This is a genomic window from Streptomyces paromomycinus (assembly GCF_003865155.1).
Taxonomy (GTDB): Bacteria; Actinomycetota; Actinomycetes; order Streptomycetales; family Streptomycetaceae; genus Streptomyces; species Streptomyces chrestomyceticus.
Genome location: NZ_BHZD01000001.1, coordinates 4517756 through 4531070 on the forward strand (window position 1 = coordinate 4517756; position 13315 = coordinate 4531070).

The window sequence follows — 13315 nt, forward strand, 5'->3', positions numbered from 1 at the left end:
GAGGCACCTCGATGTATCGCGCCGTTGACGCCGCTCTGATCAGGGCATCGGCTCGGCCGTTGGCCGCCAAGCTGCCTCCCTGGCCGTACCTGGACGGCCGTACCGCCGACGACGTGGAGCACCACAGACAGTGGATCGGTCAGATTTGGGCTGACGATGTCACGGCGGCAGCGATCGAGCTCGCCAGTCCGCACCTGGCCGGGGCCGTGCACAACGTGCTGGGTGGGCATGTCCACCAGCTTCGTACGGTCCGACGCGTCGTCGTGTCCCTGGTGCGCTACCTGCTGCGGATGCAGTACCGCGCCACCCCTTTCGGCCTGTTCGCCGGCCCCACTCCAGTACGCCTGGGGCATACGGCGCAGGTCCGCTGGGGCACCGAGCATCGCGTTGTCGCAGAAGCGGACGCCGTGTGGCTCTGCAAGGTGATCACTGGCCTAGAGGAGGACGCCGACCTGTTACTGCGGCTGCCCGTCGTGGCCGATCCCACCTGCGTCATCCGAGGCACCAAGGTCGTCGTACCGCATCAGCCAAGCAAGAGCGGGCCCGCCGAGGTCACCATGCGGCGCACCCCTGCCGTTGAGGCAGTACTCGACCTCACTCGCTGCCCCATCACGGTCGAGAACATCGTGGCCAAACTGCGTGCCGACTACCCCAGCACCTCCCGCTCTGCCATCGAGGGCATGGTGCATCGCCTCGTCGCGCACCGGATTCTCCTCACCAGCCTTCGAGCCCCCATGACCACAGGCGACGCTCTTGGTCACCTTCTGACCCAGCTCGACGCCGTCGAAGCTGACACCGTGCCCGGCGTCGCTGACACTGCTGAGCGTCTTCGGCAGATTCACCAGCTCCTGATCCGGCACGGTGCCGCTCCGGCAAGCAAGCAGCGGGCCATGCGCACTGAGGCAACCCGGCAGATGACAGCCGCCACGAGCACGGTGGACCGCCCGCTCACGGTGAATCTGAGTCCTGACTGCGACATCATCCTCCCCACCGCGGTCGCCGAGGAAGCAGAACGGGCCCTCAAGGTCATAGCCCGAATCTCGCCGTACCCGTCCGGCCCACCGGTCTGGCAGGACTATCGCGCACGGTTCCTGGAGCGGTACAGCATGGGCGCTCTCGTCCCCGTCCGTGATCTCACAGATCCCGACGTCGGTCTGGGCTTCCCGGCCGGCTACCGGGGCTCCGTCCTGAGACGTCCCGCGTCGGCCACCACTCGCCGGGACGAGGAACTCCTCTCCCTCGCCCAGGACGCCGCAGTGAACCAAGCCCGCGAGATTGTCCTTTCGGAAGCAAATCTCGCGGCCCTCACCGTAGGCGATGTCGCGCAGGTGCCTGCCCACGTCGAGTTGTGTTTCTCGGTGCTCGCGCATTCCCTGGGCGCTATGCAGCAAGGCAGGTTCACGCTGAGTATCGCGGGCCTGTCGCTGGCCGCCGGTACCACGGCCGGACGGTTTCTGGCGATGCTGGAGCAGACAGACCGCGACCGCATGACAGCCGCGTACGCGACCATGCCCACCCTCATCACCGGAGCGGCCCGCGCACAGGTCTCCAGCCCGCCACTCCGACTGCGCACCCAGAACGTCAGCCGGGCCCCGGCCCTCACACCACACCTGATCTCCCTGGGCGAGCACAATGCAGAGGCCACACTCGACCTGGACTACCTCGCCGTCGGCGCGGACTCCCAACGCCTCTACCTGGCGTCGCTGTCCACCGGGAGGCTCATCGAGCCGTCGGTCATGAATGCCGTCGAACTCACCAACGCCACCCACCCACTCGTACGCTTCGTGACCGAGGTGCACCGCTCTCACGCCGCCGTGCTGGCCCCTTTCACATGGGGTGCCGCCGCCCGACTGCCGTTCCTGCCCGAGGTCCGCGTCGGCCGCACCCTTCTCTCTCCGGCCAGCTGGCGTCTCAGGCGGCGCGACGTTGGTGACGAAGACGGGGATGGCTGGCTGCGCCGGTTCGCCGACTGGCGTTGCCGCTACGGAGTCGTCCGCGCGGTCTTCGCCGGCACCGATGACCAGCGTCTTCGGCTCGACCTCGACAACCCCGCCCATCTGGAGATGCTGCGCATCGAGCTGGAGCGCACCAGCACGGTGACCCTGCACGAGGCACCCGGGGAAGACTCACTCGGCTGGCTGGGGCGCGCACACGAGATCACTATTCCGTTCGCCTCCGAGCTGCCGCCGGCGGACCTCAACACCAGAACGTCCGTCGTCGTGCGCCGCAACACCGGGCGCCTCCCCGGCACCTCTCCGTGGGTATACCTCAAGGTCTACAGCCACCCCGATCGCGCCCCGGAAATCTTGACCACACACCTGCCCGCCCTGTTCCAGGAATGGGAGGGCGGCACACCGTTGTGGTGGTTCACCCGATACAGCGACCCGGAATCCCACCTACGCATACGGCTCCGCCTACCGGGCCTGCATGTCTTCGGCGACGCGGCGCAACACGTCGGGGCCTGGGCAGCGGCATTGCGCGACGACGGCCTGGTCAGCCGCATCCAGTGGGACACCGACGAACCTGAGATCGGCCGCTACGGCACCGGTCGCCTCCTGGACACCGCCGAACACTTCTTCACCGCCGACACCGCCGCCACCATCGCTCAGATAGCTCTCGGCACCCCGCCCCTCCTGCGGCCCGCACTCACCGCAGCCAGCTTTATGGATATCGCCGCAACCGTCGTCGGCAGTCCAGCGGTTGGGCATCGCTGGCTGAGCAAGCACCTGCTGAAGGCGGAAGGTGCAGCGCCCCCACGCGAGGTGCAAGCGGAGGCCGTCCGTCTCTCTGCCCCGGACACAGGCTTCGCCGCTCTGCGCTCTCAGCCTGGCGGGGAGGGTGTCGTCGCCGCCTGGGCCCACCGTCGAAGTGCCCTGGAGGCGTATCGGGCCGCGCTCGTCGACCACGGCACCCACCCGGCTTCCGTCCTCCCGTCCCTGCTGCACATGCACCACAACCGGGCCGCCGGCATCGACCCCGACGGAGAAGCCATCTGCCGTCGCCTGGCGCGTACCGCCGCCCTGTCCTGGACCGTACGAGACTATGGAGCACCGCAGTGACGACCGCAGCGCCCATCCTCAACAGAAGCACCGCGACCCAGCAGTCCCTTGCCCACGGCCCTCTCGGAGTCGCCCTGCTCCACATCGAACGCGCCCACCGAGGCGCCGGATCGTGGCAGGCTGTGCACTGTCGGCTCGGTGCCATCGGCCCCCTGATCGACGGCAACAAGGCGAACCTGTTCCTCGGTGCCCCCGCTATGGCGTACGTCCTGCACCTGGCCTCCGCCGGCACCAACCGCTACGGCAACGCCCTGCACACTCTCGACGGCATCATCGCCGCGCACACACGCCGCCGCCTGGGTGCCGCCCACGCCCGCATCGACCAAGGCAAGCAGACCAGCTTCGCCGAGTACGATCTGCTGCGCGGCCTCACAGGGCTCGGCGCGCTCCTCCTCCGCCGCGACCCCGGAAGCAACACGGCGAAGGCGGTCCTGGAGTACCTGGTGCGCCTGACCGAGCCGCTTCATAGCCCCGGCGGGCGAACTCTCCCGGGCTGGTGGGTGTGGCACGGCCCAGCGACCCCCGGCGTTCCCACCCCCGGCGGCCACGCGAACGTCGGCCTGGCCCACGGCATCGCCGGCCCTCTGGCTCTCCTCGCTCTCGCCAAGCTACGCGGCATCAGTGTCACCGGTCACCATGAAGCGATGACGCGGATCTGTCGCTGGCTGGACCAGATACGCCAAAGTGATTACCGAGGGGCCCGTTGGCCACGGTGGATCACCGAGACCGCCGCGGTCCCAACCCACCCGGCAGCGCCATCCTGGTGTTACGGCACCCCTGGCCTCGCTCGCGCCCAACAGCTCGCCGCCATGGCTCTGGGGGATGCCTGCCGTCAGCGCATGGCCGAGCAGGCGCTCCTCTCTTGCCTGGCCGACCCGCTGCAGCTCGACCAGCTCGCCGGTCGGGGCCTGTGCCACGGCATCGGCGGCCTGCTGCGCGTCGTCCAACGCGTAGCGGAGGACGCCGAGGAGCCAGGTGTCTTCGCCACCTACGCGCCGCAGCTCAGCGGGCGCTTCCGCACAGCCGAGTCCCCGGCCGAGATCGGATTCCTCGAAGGCTCGACCGGTGCAGCTCTCGCCTTCGAAGTCACCGGGACAGACACAGCGCCCGCCACCAACTGGGACTCCTGCCTTCTCCTCGCCTGACCGTCTCTCTCGCCCTCGCGAAAAGGCCCCCCATGGACCTGCATGACAGCGGCACGGCCGAACAAGCCATCCTGGCTGCTCTCACCGGTACGCCGATCGCGGAGGCCGCCGCCTTGGCGCGCATGTCCCCCGAGCGCCTCGCCAAAGCGGTCAAGCAGTACCGCACCGCGGGACGTGCCACCTTGGACGCACAGGAGAAGCCCTTCGAATGGCACCAGGTGAACATCGAGTTCACCGACTACCCGACGGCTGAACGCGCCTTTCACGTCTACCTCCTGCCAACGCTCCGGCAGGCAACGGACTCGGGGACAGTCCGCAACTGGTGGTTCGTCCGCAAACACCCTTGCTGGCGCCTACGAGCCGCCCCTGGTCCGGAGACAGCGGCTGAGGACGTATCGAAGCGGCTAGCCGAGGCCCTGGACAGTGCACTCTCGCAGGGCGTCGTGAAGCACTGGTGGTCATCGCCCTACGAGCCGGAGACCACGGCGTTCGGTGGCCCAGACGGTATGAAGGCCGCCCACAGCCTGTTCCACGCCGACAGCGTAGGCGTCCTCAACTACCTGCACCGCTCGGCGGCGGACACCAACGGCCTCCTCGACGCCAAGACGACCTCGCTCCTCATCGTCACGCTCTTCTTCCGCGCCGCCGGGCTCGAATGGAGCGAACAAGGTGACGTGTGGGCACGCGTCGAAGCGAAACGCCCGCTGCCTGTGGACGTCCCAGTCGAGCATGTGACCGCCATGACCAACCCTCTGAGAAGGCTTCTCTCTATCGACGCCCGGCCCGCCCTCGGGCCTGGCGGACCGCTCGCACCCCTCGCTGAGTGGGTAGCCGGAATGGAGCACGCTGGCCGGGCTCTCCTCGATGCCGGGAGCGAAGGACAGCTCAGCCTTGGCACGCGAGGAATCCTGGCCCGACACGTCATCTTCCACTGGAACCGCATGGGCTTCTCTGCGCTGCAGCAGTCCATTTGGGCACGAGCAGCACGCCAAGCGGTCCTCGGAGACTGACTACGCGAGTGCCAGGACCGAAAGACCGACAAGCGGTTGCTCTCTTACTCGATCTCGCTGGCTCCCGTAAGGCAGCGCTCTCCCGTCAGCTCAGCCGTCAGCAGGCGTGACCTGGCGGAGGGTGGCTCGTTGGCCAAGGCGGTCGCCTAGTGACGGCCTTGGTCCAGCCGACGTGGCCCGTGATCACGTCGAGCGCTCACGGCCCGAAGACGCCCTGCGGCATCACTCCTGTCGACTCGCCTGAACACACCCCCGCGGGCGACGGGTCACGGGACCGCCGCCAGATGGGAATCGCGTGTCTCGCCATCAAGCCGAGAAGAACGCCGCACGTGAGCGCCAGGAGGCGGCAGGGAAGCCCTACCAAGCCGCGCTGAAAGACCTCCGCAAGGAGCGGCTCACCCACCGCGAAGACGTACTCAACCAGCCTTCGTGGTCACCAGCCGACGACGGGCCGGTACCGAGCGAGCTGTCAGGACTCGTCCGTTTTCACGCGAACCAGATCTGCCGCTACCTCAACGACGCGATCCACCGCGACCGCTACACGGGCCTGCCCTTCTACGACTGGCAGCGCATGACGCTGTACCACCTGACCGATGCCCTGGAACACCTGAACCTCCTCATCGGCACGATCGTGGCTTACCTGCAGGAACAACGTGTCTCCCCAGAACGGATGCGGTCCAATCTGCAAGTTAGGCACGACAAAGCGGTGCGAGCCTTCGTCACACCCAGTGCACTAGCCCATCTCGCCGGGCTCACGGGGAAGACCGCCGAGGACCGGTCCGGTGTCTGGCATGACGTCGGCTCATCCATCGCCAACCGCACCGGCTGGTCGTGTCCAGAGCGTGAGGACGCACTCGAAACCGTACTCGCCGCCCTATACGCCAACTACCCGGACGACGAGGAAGCCTTCGACAACCTGCCGGATCCGCTCAGGGAGCACGCCTTGAGCCTCAACGAGCTCCTTCGATCCCGCACCGAGCCGGAGAGCACTGCATAGCTGGCCCGCCCAGCTGTTCCCATCTGGGGCTCCAGGCCGTCCAATGAGCTAAACGGAGGGCCCCGCCGCCTTGGCCGCGGGGCCCTACTGGTTCTTCTTTCATTCTCCGACTCAGTCGAGCCGAAGCCAACGAGTTGTGACTGCTGTCGCCGCCGGCGCGTTCCCGTGCTGAGCACCGACACGGCACCCTTCCATGGCTTGCCACAGCAACATGGTCTGCGGGCTCATTCTCATCTCGGTCGTCGACCTCATTGGCTCTCAGGTCGCCTAGGGCCGCCCGCCATCGCCCGGCTGCCATCAAAGACACGAATCGTACGTCTGCGTAGCGGCTTTGGCGTGCATGTCTCTCGAAGGAAGCGACACATCTGGCACGCCTGCCGACGGGTCGACTAGGAAGGCAAGACAGACCTGCTAGCTAGCAGCCGAGGCTTTCCAGCGTAGGCATTCGGCCGAGCTCCCCAAGAAATGGAACGATCATGACTGCTGCAGTTCCGGAAGTGTCAATGACAACGCCGTTCCCAAGGGGGCGGTACACCCCCGCCACACCCGCCCCCCTTGCCGCCGGAAGCGACTCCGATCCCATGCCCGCCCACTGGTTTCTCCACGAGTTCACGCCTCATCCCGTGGTCGAACACGCATCGGATGCGGCCGAGGGCGTGGCCGTCGCATGACCGCCGCCGACATCAACCTCGACTTGCTTCCTCCGGAAACCCTTGTCGTCGCGGGTGGCCAGGTCACGCCGGTCGGAAACCTGGTCATCGCGGAGGTGGCCAAGGAGTTGGCCGACGTCTGTAAACGTGCTGACGACCCGGAGGCTGCACTCCAAATGGTCTTGGAGGCCATCCCCAAGTATGTGGCGGAGATCGTCAGCCAGCGGCCTAAGGTCGAGCCCAGCCCCTTGCGCACCGCGCTCACCAGCCTTGTCGGGCATGAGTGCCTGGAGCGACGCTCCGGCCGCGACCCATTGTCCGGCGATCGGGTGGGCAGCCGGCCGGACAGCCACGACACCTGGTCCGATCGCCTACCCTGCACCCAGCAGCCTGGGCACAGCGGCGACCACCGTGATGTCCTCGGGCGGAACTGGCAACGAGTGGAGGTTCCAGCAGCCATCTCACCCAACCCCGACCAATGAGGGCGGCCCCGCCCGACGTGCAGCAGTTTCCTGAACATGGCCGACGAACTTGCGGCGGCCCACAGCCGCCGCCTGCTGGGTCTTCTCGCCCCGGAGCCCTTGCCCGAACCGAGCGTCGGTGTGCCAGTGCACCGCACATGGTCACCCTCTCCGTAAGAGCAATCCGTCCAACTGCGACGACAGCAAAGTTCCGCACAACGATCCGGTGCACTACAAGCTTCGGCCCCTTCGGGGGGCTGTCCGATCCCTGTCCCAGTTCGGTGCCAGACAGGATGGTGGACAACGGTCAACAGGAAGACCGACCTCGCCCTGAGAGCGATCCCGAGGGTTGGCGACCTTGCTGGCCAGCAAGGCATTGCACCGGAGTCTGCTGATTCCCGCATGCGTGGACTCCAGCGTGGCTAGCGTGAGCATCATGACTGCTGCTGCACCTGCCGGCGCAGACCTCCTGGCCTGTCTGCCGCGCCTGCGGTTACGTTTCGATTCGGACGCCTCTCTGGTCGCAATAGGGGCCGAAGATGACCCTGCCACGCTCGAATGGGAATGGAGTGCGGTGCTCCCGCTGTGGGAGCCCGATGACGAGGAGGCTGTGGCCGACAACGAGCAGCTGCTCGCCCCCGGCATCTCGCTATCACAGAGAAGCACCGACGCCGACCAGACGGAGTTAACCGTATTCGCCATGTCCGGCCTCACTCTGGACCTGTGGCGCATCAGCCGAATCTACGACTCCCTGGACTCGCGGTCAGCCGACTATGAGCACTTTGCCCGGCTGTTCGACAGGTCGGGCGACCTGGGCCTGCACCCGGACCTGGGCGACTGCCTAGTCACCGGTACACACGTTGTCCTCATCGACAGGGCCGCGATCGCGCCAGCATGGCGGGGGCTTGGCGGAGTCGGCCGACTTCTGATCGCCAGGCTGCTGCGATGGGCCATAGGATCCGCTGCGCTTGTGGCAACTCATCCGTACCCCATCGATATCCCACTGGACGAGCGAGACGACGAGGCTCGGGTGGCACGACAGAAGGCAGTGGTGCAGCGCACATGGCAGTCCCTCGGATTCGAGCCGTTCCGGGAGGATGTGTGGGTGATGAAGCCACACCTCCGGGCCCATGAGGATGCTGCCAAGCGCCTGGACGAGGCGTTCGAGCCCTACCTCCTCTGAGCGCGTCCGCGTCCAACCTTCGGATGGCCGTGGTACGACGACAACGGCACCCGTTCGGCGAAGGGACCCGTGTCCGGAATTGTCCCTAGTAGGGTCGTGGGCGTGACCACTCCTCTGCTCTCTGACATCGACCGGCACAACCTTCCCGCCCTCCCCGCGGAGGCTGTGGAGCACGGCGAGGTCTTCACGCGGCGCTGGGTGGTCGACCTGATTCTCGACCTCCTCGGGTATACGTCCGACAAGGACCTCTGTGAAGTGAAGCTCGTCGAGCCGGCCTGCGGCTCAGGGGCCTTCCTGATCGCCGTCGCGTCACGGATCAGTGCCTCCTGCCGTACGCACAACCGTCCCCTCGGGGACGCGGCTGCATCCGTGCGTGCCCTGGACCTGCTGGAGCACAACGTGCAGCAGAGCCGCGCGGTCGTCGAAAAGCAGCTGATAGACGAAGGGTGGCAGCCCAAGGAAGCCCGGCAGGTGGCAGCCGCCTGGGTCAAACGAGGTGACTACCTGCTCCAGCCCGATGCAGACCACAGAGCCGACTACGTGGTCGGCAATCCTCCGTACATCCGCCTCGAAGACGTGCCCGACGACCGAATGGCGGCCTACCGCAGCGTCTGCCCCACGATGGGCGGCAGGGCAGACATCTACATCGGCTTCTATGAGGTCGCGCTGCGAAGCCTCAAACCAGACGGGCGGCTCGGCTTCATCTGTGCCGACCGCTGGATGCGGAATCAGTACGGCCGTCGTCTCCGACAGCTGGTGACCAGGCGCTTCAGCATGGACTTGGCCCTGATCATGCATGACGTGGATGCCTTTGAGGATCAGGTCTCGGCCTATCCAGCGATCACGATCATCTCGAATCGGTACCAGGGCAGAGCAGTGGCTGCGGACACCACTCGGGCATTCGACAGCGCCCAAGCTGGCGACTTCGCGTCCTGGTACGCGGAGGACGCGACGGAGTCGATCACTACCGCCGCGTTCCAGGCTGCCCGCATGCCGCACTGGTTCCCCGATGAGGACTCCTGGCCGGCCGCTTCGCCAGCCAGGCTGGCTGTCCTCGAAGAGCTCACCGAACGCTTCCGGCTCCTGGAGGACACTCAGACCGGGACTCGCGTAGGCATCGGCATCGCCACCGGCGCCGACAAGGTCTTCCTGACTGACGACGACACCCTGGTCGAGAGCGACCGGCTGCTGCCCATGGCCATGGTTCGTGACACCACCAACGGCACCTTGAACTGGAACGGCACCTACCTGGTCAACCCGTGGACAGCGGACGGTGACCTGGTTGACCTCACCGCCTACCCACAGCTCGCCGCGTACTTCGAAAAGCACGGCGCTGCGCTCCGCAAACGTTACGTCGCAGTCAAGCAGCCCCATCGCTGGTACAAGACGATCGACAAGGTCGACCACCGGCTGACACGGCGCCCCAAGCTGCTATTTCCAGACATGAAACTGACCATCCACCCGGTCCTCGACGAGGGCAGGCTGTACCCTCACCACAACCTGTACTTCATCGTCTCGGATGTCTGGGACATGCGTGTACTCGGTGGTCTGTTGCTCTCCAAGGTCGCGGAAGCGTTCGTGGAGGCGTACGCGGTCAAGATGCGAGGGGGGACGCTCCGCTTCCAGGCACAGTACCTCCGCAAGATTCGCGTGCCCGACCCGGCAGCGATCCGCGAGAGTGACCGAGCCGCCCTCGCAGATGCCTTCGACAAGCGCGACGTGAAGGCTGCCACAGAGGCCGCCCTGCGCGTCTACGGACTGGCCGAGCTGCCTGACTAGGAGGAACGGATCTTGTCGGTCACCCGCCAAGACTTCGAGGACGCCATAGCTGCGTACTGGGGCGCCAAGCAGTTGCAAAGCGAGCAGTCAGCGATCAAAGCCGCAGTTGGGGCCGGCACGGCCGGGTCAGTCCGTGGCGGCAAGCACTTCGACGTAATCGCAGCTCTCTTGGCGAAGTTCTTCCTGGAAGCTGACTACCCGGCCGAAAGCATCCGCGTCAAAAAATCCCAGGGACTGGAACTGCCCGGCTACTACCGGCCGCAAAAGCAATGGGACCTCGTAGTCGTACACAAAGGCGTACTCGTCGCAGCCTTCGAAATGAAGGCACTCGGTGGACCCTCGTATGGCAACAACTACAACAACCGGGTCGAGGAGGCGCTGGGCAGCGCGGTGGACCTCCGTCGCGCAGCCCTCGCCGATCTGTATCCGAAGGAGAAGCCCTGGCTCGGCTACTTCTTCATCATGCAGGACGGGGAAGGGTCTCGGAGGCCAGTTAAGACTGCGCAGGGTGCCCTACCTGCCGACGATATCTGGCACGGCACTTCGTACCAGGACCGCTTCGGGATCTTCTGCGAGCGCCTCATGGCCGAGCAGCTCTACGATGCCGCGTGCTACGTCACGTCTTCGGCCGAGAGCCCCAAGCCCATCGAGTTGGTGGAAAGCCTCGACTGGCGGCACTTTTCTGCAGCAATAAATGCGCGCCTCACATATTTGAAGGACCTTGGACTTCCCGGCTAGAGTAATCTACACCCCTCTGAGGCAAGCAGGCAATTGCAGGCCCCTTCCTTCCAGGTTTCCGCTGAGGGAAAGGGGCCGGCGACTCTTTCGCAAGCGTGGAATTAACCAGCTTAATTCGTCCCGCGACGGCCACCTGCAAGGTTCGCGCGATCGCCGCGGTGGAGCCTCCTTGTAGGATGCTGCCATTCTATGCCCACTGAGCAGTGGCGACGCCGTTTTCCGCCGCCCGCTCTATGAGCTAGCCCTGGCCTTGAAAGCACTCGCTTGGCCATTACCTTGCCTCAGAGGTTCCGAGGTGGTTGGCCCGTACCGGCGGGCCGAAGTCGAGCCCTCAAGACGCTATGCTTCGGCTAGGCGACCACGCTCGCCGTTACGTCGGACCTGGGTTCTCCCGCAGCTACCCAGGGTTGAGGGCGCAAAGTGCCGTCGGGCGCGCGTGATTGAAGACTGTCGTTCCTCCTATGGGCGCAGTGGGCGGGAGCACTGAGGCACGCCCGCTGGGAGCCGGACATGACACTCGACAGGGACATCACCACACTCGCTCGCCGTATCCGGCGCGAATCCGGGAACGCTATCCCCTACCAGCAGGCACGGTTGGCTGCCTCGCGCGAGTTGGGCGGGCTGCCCGTCCACACCATGGCGCCCGAAGAGCGGGTTCCGCTCCGCGTCCAGTACACCGGGGAGATCGAAGCCGCTGCCCGATCTGCGATCACCAGCGACACCCGCGGATTGGGCCTGGACCACTGCTCGGACGACCAGTGTGCTTTCCGGTCCCTACTAGCGCTCGCGCTTTTCAACGGCAACGTGTACACCGGTCCCACGGCGAAGTGGAACTACTCGGTTGTCGCCTCGTACGACCCGGTGATGTCGCCCCGCAGGGACCAGTTGGTGATGGTGGCGGAACGCGCTCCGGAGAACGTAGCTACCCGGCTACTGGCCACCAAAGGGGCCGACTCACGCGGTATCCCCGGACTACGGCACGAGGTCACCTACACATGCCATGGGCATCGCTCCGTCTGTCTGCGCCACCTGCCCACCGGCGCAGTGCTAACCATCACCGGTGACCCGGCCGGATGCCGGCGTGGCAACGGGCGCAGCCACGTGCCTCGGCACCCCTACCTCACGCTGGACAACGACCTCACCGCGCAAGAGCGCCGCGCTCTGGCAGCGGTCCCCCCGATCTCAGGGGAAGCGACCACTCTGCTGGCGGGCCTCGTTTCCCGTTACAACCTGGTTGACCGGCGTCGCCGCTGGGCGACCAGTCTGGACTGGGACCCTCTGGAGCGCCCCGGAGTCGAACGCCGGAAGGAGCCGGAAGTGGTTCAGCACGGTGCCGTACGTCGGCTCTGGGGTGCCGGGGACTCATGGGACTTCCGCTGGACCGGCTATCCCGAAGCCCGCGACCTGGCTCTGGCCCTAACCCACCGGGAGGTCGGTATCAAGGGCGCGACATTTACTCGCCGCGGTGACGCCTACCGGGTGGTGCTGGGTACCACCTCACTCGATCTATGCAATGGGAAGGGCTGAATCATGCCGTTCCTCACCGACTACCCGGTGTCCGCACCAGTGTTAGTAGCTGCCGTTCTCCTCGGAGCCCTCCGCTTCATGTTGCCGAAGGATTCCCGCCATCGCCTGGAGCTATGGAAGGCCGTCCTCGCACACCGTCGTAAGCGTTGGCAGGTGACGGAACGTCGCCGCAAGACTGGCAGGTCCGGCAAGGCGGGCCGACCAGATCTTCCTGTGGAAGCGGGCCAAGGCGGCGGTCACCGATCATCTGAGCGAGGGCGCGTACGGGACTGAGGCTAACGCCGCGGCCCTGTGACGCAAGCTGAGCTGAGTGCCGACCTGCAAACAGCGCGAGGTCCCTCCACGACCAGCCTTGCTCCGCTGCCACCCCGCCGTCCGTCCGGCCGGCTGGAGTTCACGGCCGGAAAAGAGGGGCTGCTTTGGCGCATCGCATGGGAGCCATATGGGAGCCGACCCGCTCCCCGGACCCTCCCGAGACCACGCGAGACCCGGCGAGCCCAACGGGCTGACCTGCGGAAAGACCAAACGGGCTGGTTTCGATCTGGCCCGGACCTCATTCGGGACGAAGAGGTCGTGGGTTCAAATCCCGCCACCCCGACTGAGAAGTAGCAGGTCAAGGGCCACCGATTCGCAAGAGTCGGTGGCCCTGACTCGTTTCCGGGAGTGATGGGGAAAACCGGCAGAGTTCAGCGGGCGCAGTAGCTGGTGATGTATGACACAGCACCAGTCGGGCGTTCATCTCCGCGGCCGGCCCGGCGTCCCCTCA

9 protein-coding genes are annotated in these 13315 nt (G+C 66.1%); all 9 read left to right on the forward strand.

Going from position 1 to position 13315, the window contains the following annotated elements; genetic code table 11:
• Window positions 1–11 precede the first annotated feature (11 nt).
• The 9 genes from OEIGOIKO_RS18885 to OEIGOIKO_RS18925 all read left to right on the forward strand — a co-directional run bounded on the left by OEIGOIKO_RS18885 (window position 12) and on the right by OEIGOIKO_RS18925 (window position 12549).
• Complete coding sequence (locus OEIGOIKO_RS18885) at window positions 12–3059, forward strand: lantibiotic dehydratase (protein ID WP_125055048.1); 3048 nt, start codon at window positions 12–14, stop codon at window positions 3057–3059.
• On the forward strand, window positions 3056–4204 hold the full coding sequence (locus tag OEIGOIKO_RS18890; protein ID WP_125055049.1) for a lanthionine synthetase C family protein: 1149 nt from the start codon (window positions 3056–3058) through the stop codon (window positions 4202–4204). The genes OEIGOIKO_RS18885 and OEIGOIKO_RS18890 overlap by 4 nt, the downstream gene beginning before the upstream one ends.
• 32 nt (window positions 4205–4236) lie before the next feature.
• Entirely contained in the window at window positions 4237–5214 is a 978-nt protein-coding gene (locus OEIGOIKO_RS18895) for a thiopeptide-type bacteriocin biosynthesis protein (RefSeq protein WP_125055050.1), read from the forward strand.
• A gap of 295 nt (window positions 5215–5509) precedes the next feature.
• Window positions 5510–6211 carry a hypothetical protein gene (locus tag OEIGOIKO_RS18900; protein WP_125055051.1) on the forward strand — a complete coding sequence of 234 codons (702 nt, stop codon included), beginning with the start codon at window positions 5510–5512 and terminating at the stop codon, window positions 6209–6211.
• Between the two features lie 667 nt (window positions 6212–6878).
• A complete protein-coding gene (locus OEIGOIKO_RS18905; protein ID WP_125055052.1) occupies window positions 6879–7343 on the forward strand; it encodes a hypothetical protein in 465 nt (154 codons plus the stop codon).
• A 406-nt stretch (window positions 7344–7749) separates the two neighbouring features.
• Complete coding sequence (locus OEIGOIKO_RS18910; RefSeq protein ID WP_125055053.1) at window positions 7750–8505, forward strand: hypothetical protein; 756 nt, start codon at window positions 7750–7752, stop codon at window positions 8503–8505.
• A 102-nt stretch (window positions 8506–8607) separates the two neighbouring features.
• Complete coding sequence (locus tag OEIGOIKO_RS18915) at window positions 8608–10284, forward strand: Eco57I restriction-modification methylase domain-containing protein (protein WP_246177413.1); 1677 nt, start codon at window positions 8608–8610, stop codon at window positions 10282–10284.
• Window positions 10285–10296: 12 nt separating this feature from the next.
• The gene (locus OEIGOIKO_RS18920; RefSeq protein WP_125055054.1) at window positions 10297–11022 is read left to right on the forward strand and encodes a PaeR7I family type II restriction endonuclease; all 726 of its coding nucleotides are present in this window, start codon (window positions 10297–10299) and stop codon (window positions 11020–11022) included.
• Window positions 11023–11532: 510 nt separating this feature from the next.
• On the forward strand, window positions 11533–12549 hold the full coding sequence (locus OEIGOIKO_RS18925; protein WP_125055055.1) for a hypothetical protein: 1017 nt from the start codon (window positions 11533–11535) through the stop codon (window positions 12547–12549).
• The last annotated feature ends 766 nt before the right edge of the window (window positions 12550–13315 follow it).